This is a genomic window from Paenibacillus sp. RC73, assembly GCF_044908085.1.
Taxonomy (GTDB): Bacteria; Bacillota; Bacilli; order Paenibacillales; family Paenibacillaceae; genus Paenibacillus; species Paenibacillus terrae_A.
The window spans coordinates 1-16,247 of the sequence record NZ_JBIYCV010000010.1 but is presented as its reverse complement, the minus strand read 5'-3'; the positions used below and the strand labels follow the sequence as shown (position 1 = coordinate 16,247).

The 16,247-nt window shown below is 45.0% G+C and carries 14 protein-coding genes and 1 pseudogene; 2 read left to right on the top strand and 13 right to left on the bottom strand.

What is annotated here, in order from left to right; all coding sequences use genetic code 11:
* Window positions 1–161 precede the first annotated feature (161 nt).
* Window positions 162–1,001 carry a helix-turn-helix domain-containing protein gene (locus ABH897_RS21320; protein WP_404520736.1) on the top strand — a complete coding sequence of 280 codons (840 nt, stop codon included), beginning with the start codon at window positions 162–164 and terminating at the stop codon, window positions 999–1,001.
* Window positions 1,002–1,229: 228 nt separating this feature from the next.
* Here the strand turns inward: ABH897_RS21320 and ABH897_RS21315 are convergent, their stop codons facing one another.
* From ABH897_RS21315 to ABH897_RS21260, 12 genes are all read right to left on the bottom strand, one after another.
* Window positions 1,230–2,267 (bottom strand): threonine aldolase family protein, encoded by a 1,038-nt coding sequence (locus ABH897_RS21315; protein ID WP_283653409.1) that lies wholly within the window; start codon window positions 2,265–2,267, stop codon window positions 1,230–1,232.
* Window positions 2,260–2,682 carry a MarR family winged helix-turn-helix transcriptional regulator gene (locus tag ABH897_RS21310; protein ID WP_044644586.1) on the bottom strand — a complete coding sequence of 141 codons (423 nt, stop codon included), beginning with the start codon at window positions 2,680–2,682 and terminating at the stop codon, window positions 2,260–2,262. Before ABH897_RS21310 ends, ABH897_RS21315 begins: the two co-directional genes overlap by 8 nt.
* A 207-nt stretch (window positions 2,683–2,889) precedes the next feature.
* On the bottom strand, window positions 2,890–3,354 hold the full coding sequence (locus ABH897_RS21305) for a hypothetical protein (RefSeq protein WP_283653410.1): 465 nt from the start codon (window positions 3,352–3,354) through the stop codon (window positions 2,890–2,892).
* The gene (locus tag ABH897_RS21300; protein WP_404581185.1) at window positions 3,347–5,371 is read right to left on the bottom strand and encodes a S9 family peptidase; all 2,025 of its coding nucleotides are present in this window, start codon (window positions 5,369–5,371) and stop codon (window positions 3,347–3,349) included. The genes ABH897_RS21305 and ABH897_RS21300 overlap by 8 nt, the downstream gene beginning before the upstream one ends.
* 45 nt (window positions 5,372–5,416) lie before the next feature.
* Entirely contained in the window at window positions 5,417–6,421 is a 1,005-nt protein-coding gene (locus ABH897_RS21295; RefSeq protein WP_283653412.1) for an ABC transporter ATP-binding protein, read from the bottom strand.
* The gene (locus tag ABH897_RS21290) at window positions 6,418–7,395 is read right to left on the bottom strand and encodes an ABC transporter ATP-binding protein (protein ID WP_044644590.1); all 978 of its coding nucleotides are present in this window, start codon (window positions 7,393–7,395) and stop codon (window positions 6,418–6,420) included. The genes ABH897_RS21295 and ABH897_RS21290 overlap by 4 nt, the downstream gene beginning before the upstream one ends.
* Window positions 7,396–7,418: 23 nt before the next feature.
* On the bottom strand, window positions 7,419–8,351 hold the full coding sequence (locus tag ABH897_RS21285) for an ABC transporter permease (protein WP_283653413.1): 933 nt from the start codon (window positions 8,349–8,351) through the stop codon (window positions 7,419–7,421).
* A 17-nt stretch (window positions 8,352–8,368) separates the two neighbouring features.
* Entirely contained in the window at window positions 8,369–9,286 is a 918-nt protein-coding gene (locus tag ABH897_RS21280; RefSeq protein WP_044644592.1) for an ABC transporter permease, read from the bottom strand.
* 85 nt (window positions 9,287–9,371) lie between these two features.
* Window positions 9,372–10,925, bottom strand: a complete 1,554-nt coding sequence (locus ABH897_RS21275; RefSeq protein ID WP_404592678.1) for an ABC transporter substrate-binding protein — start codon at window positions 10,923–10,925, stop codon at window positions 9,372–9,374.
* A 57-nt stretch (window positions 10,926–10,982) separates the two neighbouring features.
* On the bottom strand, window positions 10,983–12,179 hold the full coding sequence (locus ABH897_RS21270) for a M20 metallopeptidase family protein (protein ID WP_283653414.1): 1,197 nt from the start codon (window positions 12,177–12,179) through the stop codon (window positions 10,983–10,985).
* 48 nt (window positions 12,180–12,227) lie between these two features.
* Window positions 12,228–12,953 carry a FadR/GntR family transcriptional regulator gene (locus tag ABH897_RS21265; RefSeq protein ID WP_283653415.1) on the bottom strand — a complete coding sequence of 242 codons (726 nt, stop codon included), beginning with the start codon at window positions 12,951–12,953 and terminating at the stop codon, window positions 12,228–12,230.
* Window positions 12,954–13,222: 269 nt separating this feature from the next.
* Complete coding sequence (locus tag ABH897_RS21260; RefSeq protein WP_283653416.1) at window positions 13,223–13,750, bottom strand: hypothetical protein; 528 nt, start codon at window positions 13,748–13,750, stop codon at window positions 13,223–13,225.
* A gap of 383 nt (window positions 13,751–14,133) precedes the next feature.
* On the opposite strand from ABH897_RS21260, the gene ABH897_RS21255 reads away from it, so the two are divergent.
* Entirely contained in the window at window positions 14,134–15,486 is a 1,353-nt protein-coding gene (locus ABH897_RS21255) for an alkaline phosphatase (protein WP_283653417.1), read from the top strand.
* Between the two features lie 287 nt (window positions 15,487–15,773).
* On the opposite strand, the pseudogene ABH897_RS21250 reads toward ABH897_RS21255, so the two are convergent.
* Window positions 15,774–16,151, bottom strand: a pseudogene (locus ABH897_RS21250) (Rossmann-fold NAD(P)-binding domain-containing protein); the annotation flags it as partial.
* Window positions 16,152–16,247: the final 96 nt, after the last annotated feature.

Genomic DNA, 16,247 nt, shown 5'->3' with positions numbered 1-16,247 from the left:
CAGACGAATTCTCCGACTTTCTTGTTGTAATAAACTGTTCACATTTCTACTCGCAACTGCTTGGTTCATCCATCTTTTCTGCTTTTACCGTTGGCAGGTGTCATATATACTGTTGATATATGAATGCGCTTACTTATCTTAACTTGTAAAGGAAGAAGCACATGACGGAAACGAACGACGACAAATATGTCATTGGGGAACAGCAATTCTCCATTCATCACATCTACCGTACCGGATTCACAGTTATGCCAAAACCTCATGTCCACGATAGCTACGAGCTGTACTATTTACTAAGAGGCGAACGCATCTACTTTATGAACGGTAAAGTATACATCGCCCGCAAGGGTGATCTGATATTTATCCTCCCTCATGATTTGCACTCTACCGCCAGTTCACAATTGGAGGAAACGGAGCGCATTTTGATTCATTTTTCACCGACGTTCCTTCCACAGCAGGATCGTGACATTCTTAACCTGCCGCCGTATCAGCAATCTGCACTACTGCGCCTACCGGTTAGAGAGCAGATCGAAGTTGAAAGATTGTTCCTGCAAATGAATACCGAATGTCGAAATCAGCAGCCCCTGCATGACCGTTGCGTACAGCATTTACTGCTGGAATTGCTTATCCTGGTGCACCGATCGGAAGCGGTTGAACGAAGTGAGCCTGTTTCCTCTCATCCGATGCATCAGAAAATAACGGAAATTTCCTCTTTTATTCAGGACCATTACCCTGAACCATTAACCCTTGAACAGGTGGCTGCCTACTACTTCATTAGTCCAGCTTACCTAAGCCGCATCTTTCCAAAATTGACCGGCTTTCATTTCAGCGAATACATCCGCGTGGTGAGGGTCAGGGCAGCCCAAACGAGACTGCGAACCACCAAAGACAAAATTCAGCATATTGCAGAGGATGTGGGATTCGGCCATGCTTCCCATTTTAATAAAATCTTCAAAAAAATAACCGGGCTCTCCCCTCTTCAGTACCGCAAGCAGATTCGTTAGATATTCAGTGTAAAGAATCAGAGGTAAATTTTATACATCTGCTCTTGTCTTGTTTTTCCATTTTTATATCCGCTTGCTCTTTCATGGAACTGAAGACAAACCGCTTTGGATTAAGTAAAATACACAACAAAAAAACCATACTTCGCTGCAATACATGCAACGAGGTATGGCCTATTACATAGTCATTCTACATCTTTAGGATTCTATGAACTGATTTTCACATTAAATTTACTGCAATGCTTTGATATCCTGAATCAGCATTTCAACATTGTCTTTCTTCGTAGCCCAACTGGTACAAAATCGAACGGCACTATGTGTAGCATCAACTTTTTCCCAAAAGGAAAAGGTATATTTTTCGCTCAATGCTTTTAAGATACGATCTGGTAAAATCGGGAACTGCTGATTCGTTGTAGAATGATATAGAAATTGAACTCCTTGTTTCGTTAACGAAGTTTGAATCAACATGGCCATATCTATAGCGTGCTTGGAAATTTCATAGTATAAACCATCTTCAAATAAAGTTTCAAACTGTATACCCAACATTCGTCCCTTCGCCAGCAGCCCCCCTTTTTGCTTGATCATGTATCGAAAATCTTTTTTCAAAGCATCATTGATAATGACTACTGCTTCTCCCATCAGTGCTCCAATTTTTGTACCGCCGACATAAAATACATCACATAGCTTCGCTATATCTGCTAAAGATACATCGTTGTCCACTGCAACCAGACCATACCCTAAGCGAGCGCCATCGATAAACAAGGGTAAGCCACATTCCCGGCAGACTTGACTTAACGCTTCCAGCTCGGATTTAGTATAAAGCGTACCATTCTCGGTAGGCTGAGAAATATAAACCATACCAGGCTGTACCATATGCTCAAAAGTGCCATCATTCCAGTGAGCGTCATACAGCTCTTTTACCTGTTCGGCCCGGATTTTCCCATCATCACTTGGCAAAGGAAGTACTTTATGTCCAGTAGCTTCAATCGCGCCAGTCTCATGTACAGCAATATGTCCAGAATTTGCAGCAATAACACCTTGATGCGGACGCAAAATAGAAGAGATCACCGTTGTATTGGTCTGTGTACCTCCAACTAAAAAGTGTACGTCCGCATTTTCGGAGTCACATGCTTTTTTAATATAAGCTCTGGCTCTTTCACAGTGCTCGTCCACACCATAGCCTGGGGTTTGTTCATCATTCGTCTCCAAAAGTCGCTTTAATATACGCTCATGGGCACCTTCGGTATAGTCGCATTCAAATCTAATCATTTTGTATTCTCTCCAATTTCTCTAGTTTGTTCTGAATGAACACCATAGAAGTATGTAATTCTTTAATCTCTTCTTCTGATAGACCTTGAACTAATTTTATGACTTGTTCGTCAGATCTTTCATCCAGTTGGTGATAAAACGCTTTTCCTTTAGGCGTCAAACGAATCAGATTTGTTCTATTATCCACCGAAGAATTTTCCTTAACAAGGAAGCCCTCTTTGCAAAGTTTAGCAATGATTCTACTCATATAACTGCGATCAATTTTAAGAGAATCGACTAACGTATTGGCTATACATGGCTCGATCATACCGATCTCTACAATGACCCGTGCCTCGGTAAAGGAATACCCGCTATCCAGCACATGTCTATCTAATAATCCAAGTATATTGGTATAAAATCGATTGAAATGTCTCATATCTGCGATGACCTTAGCATCTATATTGATTTATAACTCCCCCTATTTAGTGGACTTATGCAACAATTATATTAATGATTTTTGTGGACTCTGTCAACGAAATATGATGCAATTCAGTTTATTAATTAGCCCATAAAATAAAAAACAGTCCCGATCAAAAATGCTCATCAGGACTGTTGGGCGCAGCTATGGTAACTGATCTTCCCTTTAAAAGCTATCATCATTTCGATATAAAAGCTTAATACTTACGGGCTTCTGCACACTGCCTACTTCATTTTCTTCCTTTATCACCTGCCACTGCCTGCCAATCAGCCCTTGCAAGGTATCAATTTCGATAGGATCAAGGTGCAGACCCTTCAACATGATTCCATCCTGCTTATAATCCTGATCTATGGTTCGATCAAAACGAAAATAAAGCAGCCTTTTCAGCCCATTGATGTGTAAAAACTTAAATTCATACCCGCTGCGGATCGCTTCTTCCCACTCGTCCCCTATGTCTTCTGCCGTTTGACAACGTTCTTTGAAATCCATTGTTTTTTCTTTAACTTTGCCGAGCAAAGGAGAAAATTCCTGTTTTTTGATACACTCAATGATGACGTCTTTCGGTTCACCACTTGTACGCAAGTTCTCGATCAGCAAGGCAACCGGAATCGACAATTGCACTTTACTCATCGGAGTCAACTCCTTTACTCAAGTAGGAATTAAACCAGGACACCACTTGCTCAAAGTTATCTACACGTAGAGATGGTTTACCACTCTTCAGCAAAGAATGATTGGACCCGGGATAGCGAATGAGGCGTGTTGTTTTGCCCAGCCGCTTCAGGGCTGTATATAACTCATCCCCTTGTCCAACCGGGCAACGCAGGTCTTCCTCACCGTGTAAAATCAGCAGCGGAGTTTCGATGTTATTTACATGTGCCAGTGGGGACTTGGACCAGAGCAGCTCAGGATCTTCCCACGGGTTAGTCCCAACGATACCCTCCGTGTAGGAAATACCGATATCACTCAAACCATAGAAGGATAGCCAATTGGAGATGCATCGCTGCGTAACGGCGGCGCGGAATCGGTTCGTGTGAGAAATGATCCAGTTGGTCATCAAGCCTCCATAGCTGCCGCCAGCCACGCCGAGCCGGGTTTCGTCTATATAATCAAACTGGTTCAGCGCAAAGTCCAAGGCGTTCAGTACATCCTGATAATCTCCTCCTCCAAAGTCTCCCCGACAGGCTTGTGCAAAATCCTGACCATAACCGAAGCTACCGCGTGGATTGGTCATCAGCACAGCATATCCCTGTGCAAGGAGTGTCTGCATCTCATGGCTATACGCGCCGGTATACATTGCATGGGGTCCCCCATGAATTTGTAAAATCAAAGGAACCCGTTCTCCAGGGCCCAGTCCAGTCGGTTTGAAGATCCATCCTTGTACCTTGAATCCATCCGAAGCCTCGAACCAAAAAGACTCCGGTACACTCACCTGCAAGGAGGCCATGTAATCGTCGTTATGGCGTGTGAGCCGCTTCTCTTCCCCTGTCTCCAGATTCATTTGATACAGCTCTCCAGGCCGGTCCGCATCAAGTGCAGCGAAAACCAGATAGCGACCATCAGCAGATAGCGTGTACTGATAGATATCTCTATCACTTCCGCCAGTCACCGCTTGAACATTCCCGTCCATTGTGATGCGGTATATATGAACAGCACCCTGCACTGTCCCGAGCACATACATTTCTGTCCTCAACCGCGCAGGAGCATATAATGGAGATAGAGACGGACCAAAGGATTTCATATCGCTTAAAGCGAAGTTGCCGATTTGCATGTCCAATTCAGGAAACAATAGTTCCGAGGCTCCCCCCGTAACAGGCACGGTATACAGTCGATTCTGGCTACCACTGCCATAAATACGATCGCTGGCGATCAGAGTCAATGTTTTGCCGTCCGGTGCATACGAAAATTGGCTGATCGCCAAGCTGGAATCCGTAACCTTCACCAGATGACTGCCGTCGCAATCGACCGTATACACATCCGAAAACGAAAACAGGTCTGCATCCAGCTTGTCGTCTTCTACACGTTTGGACAAAAACGAAATCCGCTTGCTGTCTATGGACCATACAGGGTAAGAAGCATTGCAAGGTCCCGAGGTTATTCGGGTTACCCGGCCGTTTTCAAGCTCCAGGACAAATAAATGACTAAATAGACCGTTCCACCAGCCCGATCCCTCAGCTTTGGGAGTGGTGCGATCCACGATACGCCCCCGCTCACCAGACTGCTTGCTATATTCCTCAAGCGCCATGGCTTCTCGCTCGGCGTTTATACTAACCATACTTGTAAATACAATATACTTCCCGTCCGGCGACCAGACGAATGCACCCACTCCACGCTTCACCTCGGTCAGTCGCTGTCCCTCTCCACCATCAGCCGGAACCATCCATAGCTGCTTGCTTCCATTCACCACACGTAAAAAAGCAAGCTGTGATCCATCGGGTGACCAAGCAGGAGCTGAATCCTTATTGCCATCGGTCAACGGCTTATCGTCAGCCCCAAAAAGCGATACGACACAGATGTGCGTATGGTAGTCATTCTTTGAACGATCTATGCTTTTGTGGACGTAGGCAATCGTTCCATCGGGGCTTATTGCCGGATCACTGACCCACTGATATCCGTATAAATCCTCCGGTGCAATCTGTCGTTTATTCATGAGTAGCCCTCCTTTTTCGGTTAAATCCTACTTCCAAAGGTTTATCTATTCATAAGCCATCTGCTTATGCAGGGGAAAATGGCAGGCCGCAATATGCCCTGGAGCATGCTCTTCGAGCAGTGGACTCTGTTGGCGGCATACCTCTTGTGCATATGGGCAACGCGTGTGAAAAGTACAGCCTGAAGGCGGATTAGCGGGATTGGGGATCTCACCCGTCAGTGTTATCCGTTCTTTACGCAGCCTCGGATCTGGAACGGGCACTGCCTCAAGCAGCGCTTTTGTATACGGATGCTGTGGCTGTGCAAACAACTCATCACGATCTGCAAGCTCCACGATTTTTCCCAAGTACATCACTGCGATGCGATCGCTAATATGCTTGACGGAGGGCAGACCGTGAGCGATGAAAATGTAGGTAAGCTGGAACTGCTGCTGAAGCTCTTTTAACAAATTTAAAATCTGAGCCTGAATCGACACATCCAGCGCAGATACAGGTTCATCGCAAACAATGAGCTTCGGTTTCATGGCAAGCGCTCTCGCTATGCCGATCCGCTGCCGCTGTCCACCACTGAATTCATGGGGATGCCGATCTGCTAAATGAGCACCTAATCCTACCGTCTGCAACAGTCGAAAAACTTCAGCTTTAAGCTCTTTCCCTTTAGCAATCCCGTGTATCTGAAGCGGTTCGGCGACGATATCAAAGACCTTCATCCTCGGATTTAAAGAAGAGTACGGATCTTGAAATACAAACTGTAAATCTCGTCTGACTTTGCGGACTTCTTCGTCCGTTAAATCAGACAGGCTTTGCCCTTGAAAACGAATTTCGCCTTCCGTGGGTTCCAGCAGTTGTGTAATCATTTGTCCCGTTGTTGATTTGCCGCAACCCGATTCACCTACAATACCTAAGGTTTCGCCAGGCATCACCTTAAAGCTCAATCCATCAACCGCCCGTACATAACCGCTTTTTTGGGAAAACCAGCCCTTTTTCATAGGATAATATTTTTTAAGCCCATTCACTTCGAGAAGCGGTATTCCCTGTGCTGTCTCATTCATACTGACACCTCCTCCATCCGCAAACATCTGACATAGTGTCCTTGATCCTTTGCTTGTATTTCAGGATGAATCTTGGTGCACTGTTCCTGGGCATAAGGACAGCGGGGATGAAATGGACAGCCGCTCGGCATCTGCATCATATTAGGAACGGTACCGGGAATGGAATCCAGCCATTCTCTCTGTTCAGTAAGCTTGGGGAGTGATCCTAGCAAACCAATCGTATAAGGATGACCCGGCTTTTCAAACAAATCAAATACGTCCGCTTCCTCGACCACTTCCCCGGCATACATCACGACCACCCGGTCCGCCATTTCCGCGACGACACCTAAATCGTGGGTAATGAGAATGATGCCTGTATTCTCTTCCTTGCTCAGCTTGTGGATTAAATTCAAAATTTGAGCCTGAATCGTAACGTCCAGTGCCGTCGTCGGTTCATCAGCGATCAGCAGTTTAGGCTGACAGGCCAAGGCCATGGCGATCATCACCCGCTGACGCATTCCTCCAGACAGCTGATGCGGAAAGTAACTTACCACTTTCGATGCACCAGGTATGCCTACCCGTTCTAGCATCTCAATACTTTTCTGCCGTGCCTCCGATTTGCTCAGCTTCTGGTGCTGCCGGATGACCTCACTGATTTGGTTACCAATCGTAAATACCGGATTCAGCGAACTCATCGGCTCCTGAAAAATCATGGATACCTCGTTCCCCCGATATTTTCGCATTTCCCCCTTGGACAGTTTGAGTAAGTCTCGGCCTTCAAGCAGAATCTCCCCGCCCACGACTTTACCCGGCGCAGCCACTAAACCCATAATAGACAAGGAGGTTACACTTTTACCGGAACCGGACTCTCCAACAATAGCCACCGTTTCGCCTGGATTCACAGTGAAGCTGACACCGTTGACCGAAGGAACGATGCCATCCTCCGTTTTAAAGTAGGTTTTCAAATGGTTCACTTCAAGCAATTTCGTGGTCATCTTTTCCGATCCCCCGCTTTCTGTTATTCTTTCGCTTTCATATGGGGATCTAACACGTCTCGAAGCCAGTCACCGAGGAAAATGACGCCCAGGACCGTGATGGTAATCGCCAGACCGGGAAACGTTGCAACCCACCAGCTCGTGGCTACATACTGTCTCCCATCGCTCAGCATGCCACCCCAGGACACTGCTGGCGGTGTGATCCCTAATCCGAGAAAACTAAGAGAAGCTTCCATAATAATCGTTGTCGCCACGCTCATACCAGAAATTACAATGAACGAAGACAAGACATTGGGTAAAATGTGCTTCAACAGAATCCTGCTATTTTTTGAGCCAATCGCCTTGGCTGCTTTAACGAAGTCCCGTTCCTTGATACTCAATACCTCGCCCCGGACCACCCTTGTATAGGAAACCCAATTCGTAACGCCAATAACAAAAATAAGCGTAGTCATTCCAGGACCCACCACGGCCAAGACGACCAGCATCAGCAGAATAGCCGGAATGGCCAAAAAGGCATCGGCAACTCTCATAATGATGGCATCCACCCATTTACCATAAAAACCGGCGAGGAGTCCGAGAATTGCGCCAATAGTGCCTGAGACCAGAACTGCACCGACACCGACGATAAGCGAAACTCTCGCCCCGTATACGATACGGCTCCACATATCCCGTCCCAGGTTATCTGTACCCAGCCAATGCTCCGGCAACCCACCTGCCAGCCACATGGGCGGCTTCAGACGATTCAGCGGGTCAATATCCGCAGGATTGTGACTGGCCAGCAGAGGGGCACATAGTGCCGTTAAGCAAACGAGCAGTATGATTATTGCACCGACCGTTCCGGTTTTACTTCGTAACAGTTGCTTCCATATACGCCCGATACTAGACGGTTGTGCTTGCTTTTTGCCATCCAGGTCTGGGTCTGGACCAAGGGCTTGTACATCATGAATACCTGCCACACTTCCTCCTCCCCTCTCTAGTTGTATTTAATTCTTGGATCAAGCAGTCGGTAAACGACATCGGTTAAAATATTGCTGATAACCACAATAAAGGCAATCACAAATACAGCGGCCTGAACGATAGCCATGTCGTGGGTATTCACAGCGACGACAAGTAACTGCCCCAAACCCGGCCATGCAAATACCGTCTCTGTAATCAGTGTGCCGCCGATCAAGCTCGTAAATTGCAAGCTCATAATCGTGACGACCGGAATCAATCCATTGCGAAAAGCGTGTTTTCCGATCACTACGATTTCGAGAATCCCTTTACTTCGGGCTGTTCGTATATAGTCCTGATTCAAAATGTCCAGCATACTGGAGCGAATGAGTCGAGTCATCTGTGCAGAAAGACCGACACCCAGTGTAAATGCCGGAAGTATCAAATGCTCCATCCCGCCCCGACCGGACACCGGAAGCATCCCCAGCATGACGGAGAATAACAATATGAGCATAATCCCCATCCAAAAGTTAGGCATGGCCTTTCCGACTACGGATAAACTGGAAATGATTAAATCGGTAAAGGTATTACGTTTGACTGCTGAGATGACGCCCAACGGCACTGCGATGATAACCGCAAAAAACATGGCGGCTACTGCTAATTCAAAACTGGCAGGCAGCCGTTCCAGCACTAATGGCAAAGCCGATTCACCATAGCGAAACGAGGTGCCAAAATCGCCTTGTAAGGCACTGCCAATAAATTTAATGTATTGTGCATATAATGGCTGATCCAGCCCAAGCGCTTGTGTCAGTACTGCACGGTCCTCAGCTGTAGCGGTCTCCGGCAGCATCAGGGCTACAGGGTCCCCGGTTACCCTCACCAGGATGAATACAATCAGAGAGACAATCAGCAGTACAGGAATCACCTGCAGCAGCGATTTGGCGATATAAGTTTTCAATCCGTCACCTCCATAACCAGCAGGCTTTTTTTTAAAAGGACGGGCAGGAACCTTCATTGAGGTCCCCGCCCGTTCACTTCTCGTTTTATTTTGCAGGTGTAATATCTTCTGCATAGAACATCTCATCACTTCTCGGTTGGAAATTCACACCGTTACCAGTGCCATAAATCCCTTCCATTTGGAAAAGATAGACGGCCGGACGATCTTCAGCCAATATCTGCTGCACTTGCTGATACTCTTTTTCACGCGAGGCTGTATCCAGATTCGTCAGGGCATGCTGCAACAGCTTCTCTACCTTCGGATTGTTATAATCCGTTTCGCCTTTAGACTCTTCTAGCAAGTAGCGATTATAGTTATTGGAAGCATCAAACAGGGAATTACCAATGCCGATCATAAACATTTCTTTGAAGGATTTGGAGCTATAACGCTCACTGAAAGCACTTGGCTCCAGTACGTCCAATTTAATTTTGAAGCCTTCTTTATTTAACATGGCGGCTACGACCTCAGCATACTCTTTGTATATTGAGGATACCGATAAGGTTAATTCTGGACCTCCACCAGTGTAACCGGCCTGCTTCAGCAGTTCTTTGGCTTTAGTCGGATCATATAATGATTTCTCATACAAGGAAGGATCGGCACCAAAATTACCTGGTGTAACGGAAGTACGAGTAACAATCCCCGCACCGCCTGCGATGCTGTCCACGATTCCCTTTTTATCGATCGCGAGGTCTATCGCCTCTCTCACTTTCGGGTTAGCCGTAACACTGCCTTGGCTTTGACGTAAAATCAATTGCAGCACTCGCTGAATCGGTGCCTTAACGATTTTTTTGCCGTCTTCGCCTTGAATACGTTCTATATCGGTGGAAGGGATTCCGGAAGCAATGTCAATCGAGCCTGCGAGAAGCTCAGATACACGCGTAGAGGCTTCCGGGATGGAGCGAAAAACAACTTGATCCCATTTCAGCTGACCTTGATAATACTTATCGTTTTTAACCAGTACTACACGATCATCCTTAATCCATTGACTAAACTTATAAGGGCCTGTACCGATTGGATTTTTAAGGAATGCCTCTATCCCATTTTTCTCAATATATTTGGAAGGTAAGATCCCAGCTCCCATTTTGGATAAACGATTGAGCAGCAGCGGATCTGGCCCGTCGGTTATGATATCTGCTGTATGTTCATCCACCACTTTCACTTCTTTAATATTTTTAAAGTAGGAATTTTGTTTGAGCGTGTTATCCTTTGCAACTCTTTCTATCGTATACTTCACATCTTCCGCCGTGAATGGATCACCGTTATGGAAGGTAACCCCTTCGCGCAAGTGAAAACGCCAAGTCGTATCATTTACCTTTTCCCAAGAAGTTGCGAGTCCAGGTACTTTCTTCTGCTGACTATCATTTTTCAACAAGTAGTCAAATACGTTAACCAGAACGGCTTCACTTGCAGTGTTGTTATTGTTATGAGGATCAAAGCTCTCAATATCCGTAGCATTCGCTATCGTCAGCACTTTACTGTCAGTCGATGTCGATGCTGCACTGTCTTTACTACCGCCTGTGGATGGGGCACCGCAGCCTGCCAGGATAATTGCTGCAATCAGTAACGTAATCCCGCTTGTAAACCACTTATGTCTATTCATCTTGTCCACTCCAGTCCATTGAGGTTGTATATTGCCACACAGCTGCTTCTGAGCGTCTCAAACCCGATTTTTATTTTGTTTCAAAAAATTCAGCGCTATGGCCGACATCATGGCTACTCCATAAGGCAGTACCGATTCATCCAAATCAAACTTGGAATGATGCAATGGATAGCTTGTATCTTCATCTCCTCTCCCCGAGCCCAACCGGAAGAAAACACCGGGTACCTGCTCACAATAAAAAGCGAAATCTTCCCCGCCTGTTGACGGTTTGATGTAGTTCCACTCCTTGGAGCCAAACAGTTGCTCACTGGTTTCGGTCATTAAATCAACCATATCCGGGTCGTTCTGAACAACCGGGTAGCCAAGCCGATAATTCAACTCATATCCGGCTCCGAACGATTCACATGCTCCACGGACTACCTGTTCGATCAGTTCAGGCATCCGGCTGCGCAACTCTGCCGACAAAGTTCGCACGGTGCCGATCATCTCGACTTCCGGTGCAATGGCTGCCCCCATGTAGCCACCACTAATTTTTCCGATCGTAATGACAATGGTCTCAAGCGGATCAACCAGACGGCTTGGTATATTTTGCAGGGCAGAAATAACCTGCGCGGACACGGCAATCGCGTCTATCCCCTCATGCGGACGGGCAGCATGACCGCCTTTGCCTATAATCTTAATCGTTAAGCTATCTGCGGAGGCAAAAGCTACCCCTTTGCTGACCCCAAGCGTTCCTGTCTTTAGACCCGGGAACATATGTAGTCCTGCCATCGCATCTACTTTTGGATTTTCCAACACACCATCATCAATCATAGCCTTGGCCCCGGCTAAACCTTCTTCTGCTGGTTGAAAGACAAATTTGATATTTCCTCTTTCAGGCCGTTCCAGCTTCGTAAGTAACTGCGCGGCTCCCATCAGTATTGCGGTATGGGCATCATGCCCACATAAATGTGCCTTTCCCGGAATCTGTGACCGATAGGGAACCGTTTTTTCATCCTGAATCGGTAAAGCATCCATATCTGCCCTTAGACCGATTGTAGGACCCGGGCTTTTTCCTCGTAACAGACCTACAACCCCGGTTTTACCTACATTTGTTATCACTTCCAGCCCAAGTTCACGTAAGTGTTCAGCCACAATTCCCGATGTACGAACCTCTTCATAACCGGTTTCAGGATGGCGATGAAAGTCTCTGCGCCAAGCAATCAGCTGATCTTGAAGCGGTCTGGATAATGCTAAAAGTTCATTTATATTCATTTTTATCATCCCCGCTCGAATCATCTTATTTTTTCTGTATAGTACCGACTAGCCTTTTGCAACCAGTCTTGCATAAATGGCGTCTGCGGAATGTCCGATATGGTGCCTCATCACTTCCCGCGACTTCTCAGCATCCCGTGCCCGAAGTGCACTCAGAATTTCCGTATGGACGTCGTAGTTCACCGTCCGAATCTGATCGTCATAGGGCATGAGATCTAGCGATGGGTTAATTTTGGTCCGAATCTGCCTCACAGCGGCTTCACAAAATGGGTTGCCCGATGCCTTGGCAATGGCTAAATGAAACTTTACATCCAAGGCCCGAAACCATTCGCGAGTACAGTCCGCTTCAATGCTCTGATCCAGATAACGCTGAAGCAAGTCCAGTTCATCTGTGGTGATCCGCGCAGCCGCTAAAAAAGCACCCTCAGGTTCCACAATCATCCGATATTCAAAGACCTTCAACATATGCTCCCAATCTTTTGCGATTTCTGCTCGGGTACGTTTATGAGAGTTTGCTGTCACGGGAAGAACAAAGGTCCCTCCCTTGGCACCTACTCTCTTCTCAATGAGTCCCTTCGACTCCAATTGGGATAGCGCCTCACGGACTGTAATTCTGCTGGCATTAAATATCTCTGCGAGTTCCCGCTCTGTTGGTAGCTGCTCCTCGCTAAGCAACTCTTTTAGAATAATAGCCTCTTCCAACTGCTCTCTAATAAAATCACTCACTTTTTTAGCTGATACTTTCTCAAAGCGCAGAGGAGATTGGATTATCATACGAACACTCCGATCCATAAATCTTTAAGGTCTAAACCTTATACCTTTTTAAAGAACGAAAAAATATAAATCTGTTGTTATCATAATGCCTAGTAAACCTATATGCAATACTTTTTTCTAATATTAATGAATGATTTTGTAATAAATATAAAGAAGCAGCCCCTTTATAGAGCTGCTTCTTTAATATTTCACATTTTTGCGGGATGACAAAGGCTGAAAATTCTACTCCCAATCTTTGGCCGGTTATCTATAATCAAAATCTAAAGGTTCTAGTTGTCAACCGAGCTATACCTCTGAGTATTGAAGTCACGCTGACGCTTTTCAATATCCTCTCTTAAATACGTGCTGGCATCGTCTGCTGAAATATTCAAAACATACATTAGCTCGCTTTCCAGCATCTCTCGTGCCAAGCTTAGAATAGACCTGTCATGAGAATTCAGTTTGAGATTGTAGCCTTTGGCACAAATCATATCCCTGATTATGCCAAAATGGTCATGAAGACACCCCGACTCGATCCTGGCTTGCAGAACGATACGACGTTCAGACGTGTTAAAGGGCAATCGAGCATATTCTCCAAAAAATAGAGCCCTTGAACTCAGTATGGAATCTACATTGGACAACGGACGAATGCCCTTTTGTTGTGCTCTCTGTTTGGGAATTAACATGTGTAGTTCTTGTTTTGGAAAATACAAGCTATAACAACTCAATAGATCTTGTAAGTCACTTTTCTCCTCCCCAGTCTCCATAGAGCAGACGCCATACATTGGATAAAAAAGAAGTTCTCTAGACGGTACCATACAAAAACCTCCATTCACTTCAAAGCTTAGTGTCCATCAAAATGAACACCTTCATATTCCTGATCCTTGTATTGATACACTATATACCTCCAGCATTAGTAGATGTTTGAACTTTTTTTTCAATATACCACATGCCTGTCAAGTACCTGCCTAAAATCGAACAAAAGTCAAGCCTCTTTTTTATAAAATACTTTGAACACGTCATCCCCTACTCAACCAGTGGTGCTTTTCCAAAAAAAATGATATGGCTCTCCTTTCTTTTTCTTCCTCTTTACATTTTGATTACATAAAACTATCTTTCCCTTCATATACGAATACTAATATTATCTATGTGTTAGCCGATTATCATCGGTAATCTACGAATAAATAATAGGGGGTACTTTATGTTAGGCCATTTTTTCAAAAAAATATTACCTATCGTTATGGTGTCATCAATCACAATTACTGGCATTGTGTCAGGAGGAGCTTCTACACAAGCAGCTTCAGACACACAAAAAATTAAAAATGTAATTTTTTTAATTGGTGATGGCATGGGTCCATCATATATTTCTGCCTATCGGTATATGAAAGATAACCCGGCAACCCCTCTCATGGAAAAAACAGAGTTTGATCAGTATCTTGTAGGTGCTCAAACGACGTATCCGGAAGATGAGGCTCAAAATATAACAGACTCCGCTTCAGCTGCCACAGCAATGTCTGCTGGTGTTAAAACATACAATGCTGCCATTGCCGTAGATAACGATAAAACTGATGTCAAAACGGTATTAGAGCAAGCCAAGGAAAACGGGAAATCTACCGGCTTGGTTGCAACATCTGAGATCACTCATGCTACTCCTGCAGCATTTGGCGCACATGATGTTAGCCGTAAAAATATGAACGCTATTGCTGATGATTACTTTGATGAAAAAATTAATGGAAAGCACAAGGTGGATGTCCTGCTTGGTGGTGGGCTAAGCAATTTTGTACGTAAAGACCGAAACTTAACTGAAGAGTTCAAGAAAGCCGGTTACGGTTATGTCACTGACCGGGAAGGATTGCTGAACAATAAAAACGATCAAATTCTCGGTCTATTTGCCCAAGGTGGACTAGATAAAGCAATCGATCGTGCCAAAGAAACACCTTCTTTAGAAGATATGACTAATGCTGCAATCAGCCGATTAAATAAAAATGATAATGGTTTCTTCCTGATGGTTGAAGGAAGCCAAATTGACTGGGCAGGTCATGACAACGACGTGGTTGCTTCCATGAGTGAAATGGCGGATTTTGAAAAAGCATTTAAAGCAGCGATCGACTTTGCCAAGAAAGACGGCAATACATTAGTAGTTGCAACTGCTGATCATTCTACCGGCGGATTTTCGGTCGGTGCAAATGGAGAATATAACTTTAATGCAGCACCAATTAAAGCAGCAACGCGCACACCAGATTTTATGGCTAAAGAAATTGTTGCTGGCGCAAGTGTTGAAGATACACTTAAGAAATATATCTCCTTAGATCTTACAGAAAGTGAAGTTCAATCGGTCAAAACTGCTTCTGCTACAAAGGACGAAGTTAAAATCGATAATGCCATTGAAGCCATCTTCAACACTCGTTCATTTGCTGGCTGGACAACAGGTGGTCATACTGGAGAAGATGTGCCAGTCTATGCTTACGGGCCAGGGAAAGAATTGTTTGCGGGACTTATCGACAATACAGATAATGCAAAGATCATTTTTGATATTCTGAAAAAAAACAAATAAAATAACAAAAGAAAATAAGCTGCTTCCGGTACTCAACCGGAGGCAGCTTATTTAATCTTCGTTGCGGTCGATGTTGGTTATAGATTTTGAATATAGGCTTGAATTCTCCTTTGTGCCTCGTCCACATTTCCGATATCATAAGGGTAGAGTCCTTTCGTCGTCCTCGCTGATCCAGAAGTCCGAACTCACCGAGCCCCTTATATTTCCACATACATTGTTTCAACCGATGTCGATCTGCAATTTCTAACTCCTCCATCAGCCTATTTACATAAGAAAATTAATGAAAATTATACTGACTTACGAATTTCATCGATGATTTGAGTTAGAGCTTCTTTAGCGGGAGTAACTGGACGACCGAGAAGTTTCTCTAAGTCGTTGCTCTCAACTTCTAATGCACCATTACGAAAGCCCTTTTGGGTTTTTACAAGCATCGGAATATAGGCTTCGGGTACTCCAGCTCCTTTCATCATTTCTGCAAAAGTAGCGTCATCTACTTGTTGTACAGGTATATCTTTACCTAATACATCACTGAGAACGGTAGCAAATTCCTCTTGAGTCATTAATCTACCTGACAGCTCGTAAACGGTATTTTCATGCCCTTCACCAACCAATACTTTTGCTGCCGCCTCTCCTAAATCTTTTCGAAGTACCCAGCCAACTTTCCCTTTTGGATTGTCAACAGTAAATCAAACAACTTTTTTAAGGGCTGCAAGGCGATACTGAATAGGCGTCATATAGCCTAAAGTTCCATGAATGCGATG

Coding starts and splice junctions, on each gene's coding strand:
- ABH897_RS21255 (WP_283653417.1), top strand. CDS start 14,134: ATGTTAGGCCATTTTTTCAAAAAAATATTACCTATCGTTATGGTGTCA.
- ABH897_RS21320 (WP_404520736.1), top strand. CDS start 162: ATGACGGAAACGAACGACGACAAATATGTCATTGGGGAACAGCAATTC.
- ABH897_RS21275 (WP_404592678.1), bottom strand. CDS start 10,925: ATGAATAGACATAAGTGGTTTACAAGCGGGATTACGTTACTGATTGCA.
- ABH897_RS21265 (WP_283653415.1), bottom strand. CDS start 12,953: ATGATAATCCAATCTCCTCTGCGCTTTGAGAAAGTATCAGCTAAAAAA.
- ABH897_RS21270 (WP_283653414.1), bottom strand. CDS start 12,179: ATGAATATAAATGAACTTTTAGCATTATCCAGACCGCTTCAAGATCAG.
- ABH897_RS21260 (WP_283653416.1), bottom strand. CDS start 13,750: ATGGTACCGTCTAGAGAACTTCTTTTTTATCCAATGTATGGCGTCTGC.
- ABH897_RS21305 (WP_283653410.1), bottom strand. CDS start 3,354: ATGAGTAAAGTGCAATTGTCGATTCCGGTTGCCTTGCTGATCGAGAAC.
- ABH897_RS21310 (WP_044644586.1), bottom strand. CDS start 2,682: ATGAGACATTTCAATCGATTTTATACCAATATACTTGGATTATTAGAT.
- ABH897_RS21315 (WP_283653409.1), bottom strand. CDS start 2,267: ATGATTAGATTTGAATGCGACTATACCGAAGGTGCCCATGAGCGTATA.
- ABH897_RS21300 (WP_404581185.1), bottom strand. CDS start 5,371: ATGAATAAACGACAGATTGCACCGGAGGATTTATACGGATATCAGTGG.
- ABH897_RS21295 (WP_283653412.1), bottom strand. CDS start 6,421: ATGAATGAGACAGCACAGGGAATACCGCTTCTCGAAGTGAATGGGCTT.
- ABH897_RS21290 (WP_044644590.1), bottom strand. CDS start 7,395: ATGACCACGAAATTGCTTGAAGTGAACCATTTGAAAACCTACTTTAAA.